General features: G+C 38.2%; 13 protein-coding genes. 4 read left to right on the top strand and 9 right to left on the bottom strand.

Annotation, left to right across the window (positions count from 1 at the left end; all coding sequences use genetic code 11):
• Positions 1-62: 62 nt before the first annotated feature.
• Positions 63-455: a winged helix-turn-helix transcriptional regulator gene (locus tag CYTFE_RS0101925; RefSeq protein WP_044214227.1), complete on the top strand. Its 393-nt coding sequence runs from the start codon at positions 63-65 to the stop codon at positions 453-455.
• A 36-nt stretch (positions 456-491) separates the two neighbouring features.
• Here the strand turns inward: CYTFE_RS0101925 and CYTFE_RS24540 are convergent, their stop codons facing one another.
• The 7 genes from CYTFE_RS24540 to CYTFE_RS24535 form a co-directional block, all read right to left on the bottom strand.
• Complete coding sequence (locus CYTFE_RS24540) at positions 492-1,004, bottom strand: DUF6786 family protein (RefSeq protein ID WP_052342930.1); 513 nt, start codon at positions 1,002-1,004, stop codon at positions 492-494.
• 21 nt (positions 1,005-1,025) lie between these two features.
• Positions 1,026-2,033, bottom strand: a complete 1,008-nt coding sequence (locus CYTFE_RS0101915) for a family 43 glycosylhydrolase (protein WP_027470426.1) — start codon at positions 2,031-2,033, stop codon at positions 1,026-1,028.
• Positions 2,034-2,478: 445 nt separating this feature from the next.
• A complete protein-coding gene (locus tag CYTFE_RS0101905; protein WP_027470424.1) occupies positions 2,479-4,284 on the bottom strand; it encodes an arylsulfatase in 1,806 nt (601 codons plus the stop codon).
• Between the two features lie 157 nt (positions 4,285-4,441).
• Positions 4,442-4,702, bottom strand: coding sequence for a LamG domain-containing protein (locus CYTFE_RS30565; RefSeq protein ID WP_044214233.1), 261 nt, complete (start codon positions 4,700-4,702; stop codon positions 4,442-4,444).
• A gap of 7 nt (positions 4,703-4,709) precedes the next feature.
• Positions 4,710-6,281, bottom strand: coding sequence for a sialate O-acetylesterase (locus CYTFE_RS0101895; protein WP_027470422.1), 1,572 nt, complete (start codon positions 6,279-6,281; stop codon positions 4,710-4,712).
• Between the two features lie 92 nt (positions 6,282-6,373).
• Positions 6,374-7,942 (bottom strand): right-handed parallel beta-helix repeat-containing protein, encoded by a 1,569-nt coding sequence (locus CYTFE_RS0101890; protein WP_027470421.1) that lies wholly within the window; start codon positions 7,940-7,942, stop codon positions 6,374-6,376.
• Positions 7,943-7,956: 14 nt separating this feature from the next.
• Entirely contained in the window at positions 7,957-9,393 is a 1,437-nt protein-coding gene (locus tag CYTFE_RS24535) for an alpha/beta fold hydrolase (RefSeq protein WP_052342929.1), read from the bottom strand.
• 1,389 nt (positions 9,394-10,782) lie between these two features.
• Here CYTFE_RS24535 and CYTFE_RS0101875 point away from each other — a divergent pair.
• Positions 10,783-11,265, top strand: a complete 483-nt coding sequence (locus CYTFE_RS0101875) for a hypothetical protein (protein ID WP_154665601.1) — start codon at positions 10,783-10,785, stop codon at positions 11,263-11,265.
• A complete protein-coding gene (locus CYTFE_RS24530; protein WP_044262489.1) occupies positions 11,256-12,242 on the top strand; it encodes a hypothetical protein in 987 nt (328 codons plus the stop codon). The genes CYTFE_RS0101875 and CYTFE_RS24530 overlap by 10 nt, the downstream gene beginning before the upstream one ends.
• Before the next feature lie 352 nt (positions 12,243-12,594).
• On the opposite strand, the gene CYTFE_RS0101865 is transcribed toward CYTFE_RS24530, so the two are convergent.
• A complete protein-coding gene (locus CYTFE_RS0101865) occupies positions 12,595-15,048 on the bottom strand; it encodes a hypothetical protein (protein WP_027470418.1) in 2,454 nt (817 codons plus the stop codon).
• A gap of 197 nt (positions 15,049-15,245) precedes the next feature.
• Between CYTFE_RS0101865 and CYTFE_RS0101860 the strand changes: the two genes are divergently transcribed.
• On the top strand, positions 15,246-16,442 hold the full coding sequence (locus tag CYTFE_RS0101860; protein WP_027470417.1) for a helix-turn-helix domain-containing protein: 1,197 nt from the start codon (positions 15,246-15,248) through the stop codon (positions 16,440-16,442).
• 120 nt (positions 16,443-16,562) lie between these two features.
• Here the strand turns inward: CYTFE_RS0101860 and CYTFE_RS31770 are convergent, their stop codons facing one another.
• Positions 16,563-16,724 (bottom strand): glycoside hydrolase family 9 protein, encoded by a 162-nt coding sequence (locus CYTFE_RS31770; protein ID WP_152541903.1) that lies wholly within the window; start codon positions 16,722-16,724, stop codon positions 16,563-16,565.
• Positions 16,725-16,916: the final 192 nt, after the last annotated feature.

Raw genomic sequence — 16,916 nt, 5'->3', positions numbered from 1 at the left:
TACATTATTTTTTATTGTATTATATTTGCAATACGAGTTTTATTATCTCAAAAAGAAAACAAATGAATAGAGAAGAGTTACTTGTGAAAAAGCCGATGATAAAAATTCACGACAAACTGTTTCCGTGTCCAACAAGTGCAGCCATGGAATTAATTGGTGGTAAATGGAAGAGTGTAATTTTGGCGCATCTGACAGGGGGAGAAAAACGTTATAATGAACTTAGAAAAGAAATACCTACGGTTACTGAACGCACATTGAGTTTACAGCTAAAACAGCTGGAAGCGGATGATATTGTGGACAGAAAGGTATATACAAAAAAACCACCTTTAAAAGTGGTTTATTCGTTAACTAAGTTTGGTGAGACCTTAAAACCCTTACTCGAAATAATTACCGAATGGGGAATTACAGCGGCTTATGAAAAAGGTGAGTTTATTGAAATGGATAAAGAAAAATAGGTTCCCCAGCTACTTATTTGCATTAGGAAGATCAGACTAAGCTTGATTTTCGATATCAAATTGAAACCCTTGATAATTTACCAGATTCATTTTCTTATTAAACGAAATTTCCTGTTTTGATTGATTAACAATATGAAATGGTTCAGTATCTATTTCCTTTGGTGTATACAAGTTCTCAAAAGTAAAATCAGTTCCTTTCTTAAAAAATATAGAAAACTGTCCTCCTTCGGGTTCAATCCCAAAACGATCTTCACCCCCCAAAGGATTATAATGCTCTTCAAACTTACCCGAAGCAATTAAATCATAATGCATCCAGCCATAACTATTACCTTCAAGTCCTTTTGCTGTACTTGTAGTTACCCTTCCTTGCAGTTTGGACAAAACAATAAGTTGGCTCTTCTCATTATTTTCAGAAAGCACCACAACTTCCTGATATTGCTTCAGGAAATTTAAATCGTAACAGTAGGTACCTTTGAGTATCTCTTTTGAGCAAGAAACCGACAAAACAAGAGAAAAAATAAGCACTGATACCTTACTGATTTTTAGCATAAAATGAATTCTAATTATTAATTACTCCCACCAAAGTTTATCAACACTAACTCCTCTATTGGGCCATTCTACACTTGAAATATACCATTGCCCTTCTTCATCCTGAAAGATTTCCGGAGCATGTGCATTTAACACTGTCACTTCTTTTTCATGGTCTTTACCAAAATCCAGAATATCATCAGATTGCAATACATAAGTTTTATGCTGGTATGCCCCAACAATTTCTTTTTGATCCCAGATACCATCCCAGGAACATACAAATAAGTAAAAAGTATTATTATAGAATATTAAAGACGGTGATTCAGGATCGTACGATTCTGTTCTAAGAATAATCTTCTCCTCACTCCATGCTTTCAGATTCTTTGATATTCTCATACGAACACTTTTTGTTGAGCAATATACTATATAATAAGTCCCTTCATGATATAACAAATTAGGATCTCTGGCATCACCAAACAATTTCTTTTCATCTCCTTTTCCATCTTCCAATGAAAACAAATTGCCTTTTGGTTTCCAGTTCATTAAATCAGAACTTACAGCTAAACGAATAGGACTATGTCCATATACCATTTGAAAAAATCCATCATTTTTAATGATGTAAGGCGCATGATTGGCCAATATTTCTCCGGGACGTTCCTGAGGAGACAATATCTTTGGCAAGTCCTTATAGTGATATTCTTCAACACTTTCTTTAAAGCTGTTTTTTGATGAAATAGCATGAAAAGATGCGTATTCTCCATCATGAATTCCTTTGCTTAAAGGATCTGACATTACCAAAGGATGTGTTATCCCAAATATATGCCACTTCCCGTCTTCTCCCTTAACAAAGGTATGGTCGTTGGGCACCCACTCATCATACCATTGCCCTTCTTTTAGAAATTCGGTATCGGGACCAAAAAAATAATCTCCGGCAGGTTTATAAATCCAAACAAACTTATTCTCTTGCTTAGGCACTAATAATTTGTCTTTGGAATCTGATTTACATTGAATAAATAATAGTAATATAACTATGTATAAAATATTTTTCATCCGTTTCAAAATTAGTGAAACCTTGATAACCAGCGCAAATTACAATCACAATACTGAGTACCCAATTATTTGCCATGGACATGCCAGTTTCATAAGCTAATACTTTAACAAAAATCTCCGGTGTATTACCATTCAAACGCCTACTAAACTATAAAATAAATTCAATTATTACAGCCTAATTTTAAAAACAAATACAGGCAATTTAAATCACTTAGGGATACAAAAAGCACCCTCAAAGTCTACAATTAGCTATCAAAACAAGAATCGAGACTGGCAACTTTTTAAAGATTACTATTTTAAGCTTTTCTCGCAATTAGGACAACAGACGAATTTCAGACACGCAAAATTCCGTATAAAGTCAAAAAAATTCTGCTAGACTCATCAACCATAAGCCTTTGTTTAAGCTTATTCGATTGGGCAAAATATAAAACAAATAAAGGGATTTTTATTTCACTTTTTTGATATACACATAAAATGCAGAGAATTTCTTATCCTCTTTCCCGATGAAATTGGCCTCTAAATGCTGACGACCTTCGCACAGGTAGGCTTTGAAACTTACCTTGTTGTTATTTACATCTACATTCTGCTCCATGTGAATCCCTTCAATATCAAGCATCGCACTTTTAATGTCAACCTTAATCCCGGCAGGCTTTGTTTCCAACCAGGGCTTTTTTGTATTTAATTGAGGTATGGTATCGCTAAATCCTAAAGCGGATTCTTTGGGCCATCGTCTCAGTTCAATTTCATATTCACCTTCTTGCTGTACGTCAATCATCCAATAACCTGTTCCCAACGATGGTTTTTTACTACTATATGGATCGCGGATGTATGATTGATCCCAGGTTACCGGGGCAAAGGTATGCAAGTCGTGTGCGGTAATGCAAGTTTCTTCGATATGAGGCGCTCCGATTTTATAGGCTTCGTAACGGCCAAATTCGCGCGAAGTATAAGTCCACCATTTTTCATAAACTGCTCGCATTTCTTGCACTTTTTCAGGATACTTTTTAGCAATATCGGTTTCCTGACCCGGGTCTTTTCTTAAGTCATAAAGCTTCTTTCCATTTATTAAACGCCAGTTGTCGTCCATAACGGCACTCTGTCTCCATTTTTCAGGTTGTTGAATGCGATTATTATCCACCACACAATAACGATGTGGCCAATCTTTTACTTCTTGCCGCATTAAAGGGGTAAGATCTCGACCATCGCGGCCTGTATCCGGATGATTGTTTAACCCGCATAAGCTCACGAGTGTTGGTAAAATATCAAAGTTCATCGCAAGTTGGTTCACATCGCGCCCACCCCTAATATTTCCGTCTTTCCAGCGAATAAAAAAGGGTACACGATGGCCGCCTTCAAATGCAGAGCCTTTGTAACCATTCATGCCTGCATTGTACTTATACTTGCTCTTGCCATCTTTTATGGTATGATATGCCGCACCATTATCTGTGGTGAAAATAACGATGGTATTATCTTTAATGCCCAACTTATCTAACTTTTGCTCTAGCTTACCTATATTATCATCAATATTGGTAATCATCCCATAATAAGCTTTCTGTGTTTCGTTTAGAAGCTCCTCATTTTTATACATATTGTAATATTTCTCAGGAACATTATATGGTCCATGGGGCGCATTTGGTGAAATATAAACAAAGAATGGCTCGTCTCTTTTTGTTTCGATAAAGTTTATGGCTTCTGAAAAAAACACATCGGTACAATACCCCTTATATTTTTGAGGTGTTCCGTTGTGCCAATAGGTATCGTCAAAATAATCGTTGTTCCAATAATCAGGTGTTTGTCCAACGCCACCGGCCCCGTGAGCCACTGTTTCGTCAAAACCGCGATCTTCCGGACGATAAGGATATGCATCACCCAAGTGCCATTTGCCATACATGGCTGTGGAATAACCATTCTGTTTAAACACCTGTGGCATAATAGTAAAATGTTCGCGCATAATACTACAACCACCAATGGTATGCCACACTCCCGCACGGTTTCCTTCGGCACCGGTCATAAGTCCCGAACGACTTGGAGCACAAGTGGTACCCGCATGAAAATTGGTTAAACGAACTCCCTCATCATGGAGTTTATCCATTTGAGGCGTTTTAACAATCTTATTTCCGTTTGCCGCCACATCGCCATACCCTTGGTCATCAGTGATAATGAGGATTACATTTGGTTTGTCTGCTGCTTGTACCGCAAGCATAGCTCCAATTAAGCATATTGCTACCAGATACAAATACTTCATATTCATAATAATTGATTTATATAAAATATACTTTGTATTAACTTTAAAACATCCTTGTATATTGTCTTATTTAGATTCTAAATCCCTAATCCTTATATTCTCAAAATCAACCCCTTGTCCTTCGGCCTGAAGCCCGATATATCCAGCTGTAATTTCTTTTCCTTCAATCCAAATAGCCGAAACGCTCGTCGAACGCTTCGTAACCATCATAGTTTACTTGAATAACACCCTCTACCACTCTAAAGGTGTTGGCATAACTATCTCCTAACTCATGATGATTTAGTTTTACCACCCATCCATCTAAATTTTTTCCATTAAAAAGTACCTGCCAACCTTCGTTATCTGATTTTTGCTTTGCGGCTTGTTGACAATTAGTACAAGCAAAAAGTATAATAAGGGCAAGCAATGTCTGGACTATCCTCATCTTATTTCTATTTTTTTGAATGATCATATTTGTAGCGATATTGCGCTTTTATATTTCCTTCCGATGCAATGGGCCACTGATCCGTTCTAAAACAAGCTACCGGCAAACTATTGCGATCATACAAATTTGCATTGGGCATATTTGACCAAGCATAACGAACGGCTACGGGATTTTCGATTTCATTAGCAAATACCTCTACTTTATTTGCAGCTATAATTTTAGCTTCTGCCCAAACAAATTTTTGATCGGCAGCGGCAATAGCAAATCCTTTAATCGTATTTGCATTGTATGCATACAATCCTTTATCAATATGATTAAAAGTAATAATGATTTTATCATCCTTTATTTCCATGGATTTATAGCGAGGACTTTTGCCTTCAATGTCATATCCGTAAGTTTCATCCAGCGCTAAACGCGCCAAACGGCTACCCATTTCTTGTTTGTTGCGGTAATGAATATTGTTTCCTTCACCCACATCCATCGAAATTACTTCGCCTGTATTAGGTAGAAAAAGTGTTTTTGACATGGCTTCGCGCAGTTCGGCCCATGAACTTGATGTTGGTTCAACATCCGGTTCTTTCATACTGGCAATTTGAATCCAGTAAAAAGAGAAATCGCACTGTTGCCAGCGCTCACGCCACGAGTTTATCATAATAGGAAATAAGTCGCTATACTGGTCGCCTCTGCCTAAGTTACTTTCGCCTTGGCACCATATAGCACCTTTTATACCGTAACCTATTACTGGGTTTATAACACCATTATAAGCATTTGCCGGCCTGTTTTGCCCAATTCTAATATCGCGCGGTGGGCGCATTTTTTTACCTGGTTTTCCTGCGGCTTCCCATGCTTCATATTCTTTGGTATAATCTGCCAGCATTTTATCTGTAAATTGAGTAATTCGCCAATCCCAATCTTCAAGGAATTCAGGATGATTATAATTTTCTTCAATAGCATCACGCGGAATCCATGAAGCTAAAGAAGAAGCGCCCCACGAAGCATTTATTAGCCCGACAGGAACACCTAATATTTGATGCAATTTTCGTCCAAAGAAATAACCAGCCGCAGAGAATTTAGCAAGCGTTTCAACGTTACATTCACTCCATGTAGTGTCTTTAATATCTGTTTGTGGCTCTGAACCGGCAACCAGAGGAATGGTAAATAATCTTATTTCAGGATAATTTGCAGCAAGCAACTCCAAATCTGAATGATTTGAGTTTTCTACGCTCCACTGCATGTTTGACTGCCCGGTACAAATCCACACTTCACCAATTAATATATCGTTAAATACGATTTTATTTTTTCCTTCTACAATCATCGTAAAAGGACCGCCTGCTTCCATTGGGTCGAGCTTAATTTTCCACTTGCCCTCTTTATCTGTTATTGCCGTATGTTTTTGTCCGTTAATACTTACAGTTACCAACTCTGTTTTTTTTGCTGTACCCCAAACAGGGTTCGCTTGATTGCGCTGCAGCACCATTTTACTGCCAAAGATATTGGCCACTTTTACTTCGGCTTTAAGTGCAAAAACACTAACACAGAAGAGTAAAAGCAAACTATATTTTAATCTGTTCTGTAACATCTTACTCTTTTATTTTATCATTAATTTTTCAGTGCGAACATCACCTGTTTTTGATTGATACACTAATTGATATACACCACGTTTTAGGCTACTTACACCAACTTTATCATCCGAAGCTTTTTTTTTACAGAGCTCATACGAACAGCTCCTGTGATATCAAAAATAGAAACTGAGTATTCGTGCTCACTAGAATTAATGTATATAAAATTTGATGCGGGATTTGGATAAAATAATACATCTTGCCTATGTATTTCATTTACCGATACATCAGATTTAGTTTCAATAACAATCGGTTTTTTTAATCTGATGGCAGGAAGATCAAAGTTTACGTCTTTAATTTCAACATTATCGACAGTTATATTTTGCCCGGCTTTAATAAGTACATCGCCTGTGCCCTCATCATTGCCACCGAAATGAATCTTTACGACTCCTGCACTTACTCCCATAAATTTATTTAAAGAAACAGTACCGTCTTTTTTGGTCCCAATTTGAATATTTTCACCCTCATTAACACTCACGTAGTGTGATGCCATTGTGGATTCATTAAAGGTATTTCCTGCGATATAAATATTGCGAGGGCCATAAGCATGCACATCGCGTTTACAATCTTTGTTTATGTGTCCTTCTTTAGCGCACGAAGTTGAAGCTCTTCGTTCATTGCCTCCATATACATTGTAAGTCCATGTAGCATAAGTGTTGCTCGGCCGTTGCTGTGTAACTCGTTTATGACCTTCGGTACCGTTTATATGAATATACATATATGCCTGTTCCACCGTGTTATCCATATAAAACGTGTTATCGTATATTTCAATATTTTGGGTAAACTGCTCCATATGGATGGGCTGGCACCCTCCACCAGCATCATCTGTCATGCCATAAAAGGTATTGTTTTGAATAAGCACGTTCTTGCTTTGTACCATGGCAATATGAAATTGCTTGCTTTTATGAAAAACACAATTTTTAATTTCGGTACCGCTCAAGCTGGTGCTTTCAGTGTATCTTCTGCCGGTGCCATCACCACTATCTTCTCTATCGTTTCCGTTATCCGATGAAACACCTGTTTCATACCCCTCATGAAAAATACAGCCATCAATTACCACTTTATCTACTGAGGTGATAACTTCTCCACCTCGCTTATTGGTATTACGATTAAAAATTTGCAAACACATTAAATCAATGTTACTGAATTCGCAATGTATCAAATGTAAACCATCAGTTGCATAAGCGTTAATGCCAGTAATTCCCATCCATAGAGAGTTGGTGAATAACACCTCTTCAAAATGGTGCCCTTTACTTTTGTTAAACCGAAAGATAGGATTACCCCAAGCCTTTTGATTCTTACCTCCATCCAGAGTGAGCTTGCATATTCTCGCATTATTTCCTTTGGCATCAATAAGAGTGTTTTTTTTTGCTGCCAAGCGAATAATCGTCTCATTCATTCCACTACCTTCCAAAATAAGGTCATCATTCTCGAGGCTAATGGTTGAGGTAAAATTATACGTTCCGGCCGGAAAAATGATTTTAGTGGTTATACCATCCTTCATCCAATTAATAATTTGGCTAATGTTATTTACATCAGCTGTTCGCGTTTCTGCCTTTACTTGGATAAGTAACACATTGGCAATTGCGATACATAATAGTCTTGCGTAAAATATTTTCATCGTTATCTGTATTTCTATTGTGCAACAAAGTCATTAATAGTAGGCACCCAAGTGCGGTTATATTTTTGCACCGTTTTATAGTTGAAATACGCTGCTTTTGAGTTTTTATCGAGTTTTTTAGCCAATTTATTCATATCCTCGGGGGTTGTACTTGGCCACTCTCCAGTTTCAAGTCGCTGCATCATGGTTTCAATGGCAGCCAACCATTCGCCCACCGAAAAGGTACAATGCCCCCATCTTTTTACATAGGCCGTTCTTAACAAGGCTGAGTATCCCTTTTCTTTTACCAAATCTTCGTACCCTTTAACCATAGCCGGATAAACCAAACCATCACCAGTGGTACTCATTCTAAGAAACGGAACTTTAGGTTCGCCAACGTGCGTGCGGCCCGGTTTACTCCACCATTGTTTTGCAGAAGCATCGGCCTTTAAACGCGGAAAATCATTTACTTTATTCAGATCGTTTGCTGAACTTAGTTGAGCCTCTTCATATAAAGTTTCTACTGCTTTTTTGTACAATTCATTTCCATTTTTATAGAATGCGTCGTAATCAACACCTGTATTTCCTTTTATTTGTCCCGGTGCAGCCAATTCGATCATCGTAGTTCCAAAAGTTCCTTTTCTAGGAAGAAGTCTTATCAAACTTTGGTACATACTTTCCTGAAGTTCTTTTGTGTTATTGAGATCAGGAGCTTCTGAAGGTGCTTTGCCTGGCCCTCCCCATGCTGGCCATTGCCCAATTGTGATAGCCAAAGCGATCCGAGCTCTACCCCCTGGTGTTTGCTGGGCTTCATCAATCGCTTTTTTCCACGCTGCTGCGATTTTATCTGTTTCTGCGCCTCGCAAAGGAATATCAACAATAGGAAGCTCGGGAGCCAAGAGCGCTTTTAGAACAAACAGTGCATCCAAGTGGGTATTGGCCATCCAAGGACTTGTGGCTCCGCACAAAGCAATTGCACCATCTATTCTATCGGGATGAATTTCGGCCATGGCAATAGTAATGGTTCCACCTCCTGAGCAGCCCAATTGAATGGTTTGTGCAGGCTCACCAAAATGTGCCTCAAAAATGTCCAATACCGAAATAATGTCATGAATTTCATGAGCAGGGTCGTAAGCCATCATGCGCCCTGGACGACGTTTGGTTCCAGATAGCGCATAACCCATTTTTAATAATTTCAGGTTACGGGGCGAATTGGCCGACTTATAATAATCCAAATCACTGAGCAAGGTGCCATTCCAATTCTCAGGAACACGAATCCGGTATTGTGTTCCTCTTAGCGGAATCGAATCCACTATTTCCATAAATGTACCCTCAGCACATTCCTTGAACTCACCCGACAAATCGGGCATAAACCAGTTCTGCTCTTGTTCTTGCGAAAGCCCCGTAGCTGTAAGCATAAAAAGAATTGCCAGAAACGACAAACACTTGAAATTATAAATCCGTAGTTCCATACGTGTATAGTATATTTGGTGAGCTTATATTTTATTTTTTTGATACGTCTAAACAAAGATTTATAAACCAATCCATAACATGGAGAATAACAGTTTTTAATATAGGGTATTAAAATTGATTCTATAGGTAATTTACGGTTAAACGAAAACTTACACCAATAGAAATTACTATTCAATTACTATTCAGATTGACAATTACGCTACTTCCACTTTAATATTTCATTCATCCCTAAAAAAAACAGTGCCCAACCCTGACAACACCAATGACGGCGCTACCAATAATTTTATTTATGTATTGCTTGACTTAGCGTCTATTTTTTGAACAAAAGGACTTTTGCTCCATCCTTTACTGCAATGCAAGAGGTAAATAAGCTGACAATTAAAAAATATTTAAATAGTTTCATTGTAATCGTTCCTTGATGTAAATGAAGCTTAAAATTGTTCTTCTTTGTCCAAGTAATAGTATCCATCTTTGGAACGAATCCAAGTTTTTTTATATAAACCAATGTGCTGTCTTTTTGCAGATAAAAATTCTGTTCGAATACAGGAGCATCAAGCAAGCAGGTGTTTTCCAACAGATTCAAGGGAGTGAAATTTTGCATTCAAGCCTTGTACTTTAATTAAAGTGCGTTGGTTTCAGTCTCTCATAACTGCATAAAGTCATTTTTATTATACGGCTATGATGTCATTAATGGTTCTAAGCCTGTATTTACATTGTCGACTGTATATAATTCGTAGTTCTCATTTCTAAGAAGAAGTGTAAAGACGGTTAGGTTTATGGTTTGGTCGTTTTCTAATTTAGTGCAAACACGTTACATTATCTTAATTATTTCAATACTCCGTTGAGCATGCTATTTCATAGCAAAGTTATATTCTTCTTTTTACGAAATTCATTAACCCACCTTGAGCGTTTTCAACAAATTTTGGTTCTTAGTCATATTTGAAGACGCATTATTATCCAGTTTGAGATAGTATGATTTTCTTCTTCAAGAGGTTAAATATTGCCCAAATATGACGAAGACCCCAGCATGACGTAATATGCACTCTCCTCTCTTTGGTTCAAAATGAACAGATAGCTAGGGCTGAACACCAGGAACGGTTACTTAATTTTGATCTACCTTCTTTGCAAGTTCCTGCATCTGACTCAATGAGTAATCTAATAGCGGAGCTTGTGCCGTACCAACTATCCTTAACATACTCCTTAAAGGTAATGTAATTAGTCCTTGCAAGAAAACGTATAATCAATTGTAAATCTGTTTTTTGATGTTGAAAACTTGTTTGAATCTTTAGTGAATATAGCTTGTGTAGTTGGGTTATTTTGCAGATATTCAACCTATTAATGGTTTTAGATTTGGTTATTTCGGAGCTAAAGCACAAAGAGGTTCAAGCATGAGAAAAAGATTCGAACAACAATTGAAACTGGGAAGTCTTCCAATTCAAGAAACGATCATACCGACAGCAAAAAGAAGTGGGGCTCTACCCGGACTATGTGCTGCGTTAAAAGAAATATTTGCCAACCCAAACTGGAACGAGAAGGTCTTTGAGATATTGGACAAGGCGATACGCTCGGAAAAGAAACATACAGGTCGTCCCGGAATGGACCTGTGGCAAATCTTTGTTTTGTCACAAGTGCGTCTTTGTCAAAATATTAGCTATGACGATCTACACGACATGGCCAATCACCATACATTGATACGCCAAATAATGGGCATCGAGAGCAGCTTTGGGTATGAAAAGCAAAAGATTGGATATCAATGTATTATCGACAACGTCGGTCTACTAACGGACGAAACGGTAAAAGAACTCAACAATGTTATTGTGGCATTTGGCCACGAGGTATTTAAAAAAAAGAGGCGGCAGCATTGTCCTTAAAAACCGATAGTTTTGTTGTGGAAAGCAATGTTCACTTCCCTACTGACTACAACCTGTTATGGGACTGCGCGCGGAAATGCATCGACATGGTCAACAAGCTCCAGAAAAATCACGATTTACCTGGATGGCGCAAAGTGTATGACTGGCGTAAAGACCTGAAGAACAAAATGCGGGCACTAGGTCGGGCAAGCGCTTCGGGCGGAAAAGGGAAACAAGACAGAATAAGAACAGCGGCGCGAGTCTACCTTGCAAAAGCTAAAGCTTTGCTGAACAAATTAGAAAATTCAAAAGACAGCTTTCCTCAGGAAGATATTGCGGATCAGGTCACAGTGATAGAGCTCGAACATTTCATGTCACTATTGGTTAAGCATATCAACTTGCTTGAAAGGCGGACTATAAAAGGGGAAGCCATACCCCATAGCGAGAAAATGTTTTCCATATTCGAAGAATATACCGAATGGGTGACCAAAGGTAAAATGCGTCCGAATATCGAACTGGGCAAAAAAGCAGGAATAACCACCGACCAGTTTAATTTAATTGTCGATTACCAGATAATGGATCATGAATCTGATTCAGAGATTGTTCCGAAGTTAACAAAAAGACTATCGAAACGGTTTACAATAGAAAGTTGGAGTTTCGATAAGGGGTATTGGAACAAAAACAATAAAACATTATTGTTGGGAGCGGTTAAGAACCTTGTGCTTCCCAAGAAAGGCAAATGTAACCAAGAAGAAGCAGAGCAGGAGCGTCAAACCGTTTTCAAGAAGCTGCGCAACAAACATAGTGCCATCGAATCAAACATTAACGAATTGGAGCACAGGGGACTAGATCGTTGTCCGGATCGCGGATACCACAACTTCAAAAGGTATGTTGGCTTAGCCGTTAGCGCCTACAATCTAAGAAAGATTGGTGCCGAATTAATCCATCGAGCACGGAGTAGTTCTGATACAGGCGAGCAGAACAAAATAGCAGCCTAGTAATGTTTTGAATATGTGCGTCTTATGTAACACAAGGGGGAGAATTATGCCCAATAATCAACAAAATTGGCAAAATATTATGCGCAGGGTCGTGTTTTGCAATAAAAATCAGCTTTGACACATAAAATCACCATCATCAACAAAAATAAAGTTCACGTTTGGCGATATTCTACTCGCCTATTTTTGAAAACATGAGTTTTCTTGCCGAGACTAATTAGGAGTACCCGTTGATTAGAAATATCGTGCCAGATAAAAAAATAGAGGAATTAAGAATCCGATCATGTGAGCGTGATTATAAACCAGGCCCCGGATAAATCCGGAGTCTGGTTATATGTTCCAATATTAAACGTTTCTACTCCGCTACCAGCTTAGAAAAACCGATAATCAATTCCCCTTTTTTAGTTTTACCCAGAAGTTTACAAGCAAAGTTATCATCTGAAATTCCGTTTCCCACTCCATCAAACTCAACAATCAGATCTTTCCCTTTCTTCTTCGTTCTAACAGCTTTACAGCCACGACCAAAATCTACCTCTTCAGAAGCTCCAAAGCACAGGCTGGCTATATCAACATCCTTTTGTGCATCAAAGCCATCCTCCGAAAGGATCCGAATTTTAATCTTTTTAGTATTCGAACTAACCATTTCCTTATTCAGCATCTGAATTCGCTTGTGCAGCACAAGCGGAAGAATGATATTTTTCGAGCTGTGATTATCTCGCGCCAAATCATCCGCTTTAAGGACATCAATCACAGCAAGAGATAGATGGGTTGCTCTGCCATACTCATCGGTCAGTACATGCGGCCGCTCCAGTTTGCACCAACGAGTTTGTGTTCCATCTTCATAAGAAGTATTGTTTGGAGTGTAAGCTGTACCTGGATTAAATTTCCAGTGAATACCATCAGGAGAACGCAAATAAATAGCGCGATAGTCCCAGAAAGCATTGATTATCATATGATACTGCACCTCATCTTTCCAAAGTACAGGATCTTCGAAGTTGGAATTTCTGTACTTCTCTGGGATAACCGAATTTCCTTGTAAAGGGCTTGTCATCACTTTGTAAGGCCCCAAAGGATCCTTACCTTCGCTCATCATCATTGCTCCACCTTTGGTAACAAACAAAAAACGACCATCATGCATATGTACACCCGACAGGTTTCTGTAAAAACGGTAGAACAGATTAGGATCTTCAAGCTTTGTATTCTCATCTACTTTTATTATCCCCAGTCGCTTCCATGGTCCACTCATAGAATTAGAAGTAAACAAAGTAGCTTCCCAGTTAATCAACGAGTAGAGCATATAGGTACCATCATTTAGTAAAATGACATCAGGGTTATGACCAAGTCCATCTTCAAAATTATAGGCAATATCGTCCTTCACTTTATAAGGGCCGTCAGGCTCATCAGCAACCGCATGGGCAATTGTAGAGCGAGGCCACTCCCAATGGCCTTTCGTTGCATTGGCCGGCCATCGAGTGACGCACATGTGATACTTTCCATCCTTATCATAAACGGGCCGTCCTCCCCAATAACTCCATTCTGAATCTTCAATTCCATTATCCACATCACGAGGCACAACTCCTTCAGCTCCCCATGTGTTGGAAGTAAGCTTTTTGTGAATAGGCATAGGAAGAATCAGGTCACTAAAAGATGCTCCAGATACCATTTTAACTTTGGCTTTCATATTTTCCGACGGAAGACTTAGATTGCCACTGTAATCCTTAGCAAATACTACATAGGTATTGTAAATATCCTTGGTTGGAGTAAAGTCGAGGTAGGAATTATTCGTTATGTTATGCGCTATTTCCTGCAGGTTATTGCCCTTAGCATCCCCGCGAAAAACAGAATAACTCTGAACATCACGATCCGTGCTTTCTGTCCACGAAACTTTTATCTCCGACTCATACTCTTCAGCTATCAAATTGGTAGGAGCAGCAGGTGCTACCTTATCCTTTTTTACAATATTCACTTTGTTGGACGCGCCTGACTCCTCTTGATTGAATCGTGTAACAACGTAGGTATATTCTACACCATTCATTAATGTCGTATCCAAAAAGGTTTTTCCAAAAGTTTCGACCAACTTTATGTAAGCTTCTTTCTCGCCAGACTGACGATAAACATAGAATTGACTGTTTTCATCTGCCATTTTATCATTCCAGCTTAATTGAATGCCTTCATTCTGCACCTCAGCAGTGATTTCAGGGCCTGCCATGTTTTCATCAACAACGCTAAGATTTACATAGTGCAAAAACACTTTTATCTCATCTTCCGAATAAAACGTAGCCCTAACAAAAGGGAGACCGCCCTTTACATCCTCTTCATTCAGCGTATACGTTCCACTGAAATGCTCAACAACTTTGTCAGAGCCAATAAGCTCTACCCGATCAGCAACGATTCGTTCATGTCTTCCAAACACCAGACTTAATGAAATGGTTCCATTACTGATGTATTCCAAATCTGCACCAAAGCTCCATTTCATCACGTCCCCGACTTTCGGGTTTTGATAATCAGGATTAGTATTTAATAGAATGGACTCAGCAATTCCCAAATCGTTATTACTAAACATCGTACCATTATGCAAACCCATTCCGTATTCTCCCAGTCCCTCAACATTTTTTGTAGTCCAGCATGGTGATTGTTTAGATTGTCGCCAGTAACCACGTACCGCCTCAAAGTCACCGTCATTGACATTGGCATGCGGGGCGTTATCGCCAAGGAGTGTGATTTGTGCATTTGTAACAAGCACAAGCCCAAAAATACAAAGCCAGGCTAAAAAGATAAATTTAAATTTCTTATTCCTATAATGTTTCATTGTTCTTTGAGATCCTTTCGTTTCCTTTTATATCGAGTTTATCCAAAAGTACAATTCGCATTAAGGATCAAAAGATATTACAACTAAAACAAGGTTATTTAGCGGTTACAAGAAAGGTTAAAACAAATTAACCTCACATTTCGTCCCTGTTTTTTAATGCATTACCATCAACGAAAGTTTTACTATTTTTGTTGACGATGAGAACACAACTAAACAACGAAATCGTCTACGAATACTTAAACCGCATCTGCGGGGATCGGATATTTGAAAAGTCACCCCGTAATGTACGACTACTTAAATTCCTGGTGGAGCAATCAATCAACGGAGTGGATGTTAACGAATCATTAATCGGCTTTGAACTGTTTGAGAAGAATTATAATCCCGAGAAGAATGATAGTAAAGTACGGGTATATATGTTTAACCTGCGTAAAAAACTAGATGAATACTATGAAGAAGCAGGGAAAGAAGACAAACTCATTTTTCAACTCTCAAAAGGACAATACAATCTACAGTTCAAAATTCGTGACACATTGGTATTCAAGGAGAATAACACCCCTCTTCCAGAATCTCCAAAGCTAAAGCAACGTATTTTTAAAAATGCCTATTTATACTACATATTGGGCATCGGAACTATGCTTACGCTGGTATTACACTTTTCAAAAGCAATAAAGAATGAACATTATTGCTGGAATGACTTTTTCAATAACAAGACAAATCTATGCGTAATGGCCGACCACACCATTGTATGGCATAAATATGGTTCAAGGTTAATTCCTACTATAGAACAAAACATAAACAGCGAAGCCGACTATATATCTTACCTGCAAGAACATCCAAACGATTCAATAAAGCTGGCCGATTATACCTTATTTTCTAAGATGGCTCCCTTTTCCATAAAGACGCTTACTGAATGGTTTCTTCAAAATAAAAGTAACTTTTCCCTTCGTCTTGAGAGTCGTTTCGAAATTGATGAAATCAGGGATAATAACCTACTCTATATAGGTCAGTTTAAGACCATGAATACATCAGATGCTATTTTCCTGAAAAATAGTACCATGTTTAAAGTTAACTCTAACCTGAACGGTTTTATCGTTGACAAGGAGAATAAGGAAGTTGAATATAATCCGGCATTCAAGTCAGGCGTACAAAATAAAGATTATGCAATGGTATCGTTTATGCAACTCGAAAACCGAAGGAAGGCTTTATTTTTTGTTTCGAACAACGACATTGGCACCATGGCAGTTGTAAATAATTTTACCGATAAAGAATGGCTTAAAGGTTTCTACAAGAACCTACCGGACTATTCTTCATATTTCAATGCATTGTTCGAAGTAAGTGGCGTACGTCGCACAGAAATCAGCTGTGAGTTGGTGGAGTTGGAGATTATAGAATAATACACCACAAGATATAGATCATAAATAACTTTCATTTCAGATATCCTAAGAGTCTACTCCCCAAAGTACTTTTGTAGATATGGATTTTTTTGTAATAGCCAACTCTTTAGCACCTCAGTTCTATCTATTCAATTCCTTATTTAATCCCCAAACCAGATAGCAAAATGGTGCATTCCAATTAATGGCTATTTCATTGGTTGAGTAGCTACATTCTTTATCTAAATATGCTCTGGCCGGAAACTGTGAAGGGTAATTGTCTTTACCGCAATCATTTTGTGACACACTACATCAGGGGCTTATAATGTCAATGAATATGTAAAAGCTTTGCCACCATGGTTCGTTAAAGTATAAAATATACCCCACCATTTCCTTTACTCAAAACCCATATTACTTGTTCTACCCATGCATCATCTTCCAGTATACAAACACACAAAACTAACATTCAATAGAATACAAAAAACACTTTTACTAAAA

It is taken from the genome of Saccharicrinis fermentans DSM 9555 = JCM 21142 (assembly GCF_000517085.1).
GTDB lineage: Bacteria > Bacteroidota > Bacteroidia > Bacteroidales > Marinilabiliaceae > Saccharicrinis > Saccharicrinis fermentans.
The sequence above is the reverse complement of the archived record's forward strand: the minus strand, read 5'-3'. Positions and strand labels throughout refer to the sequence as shown.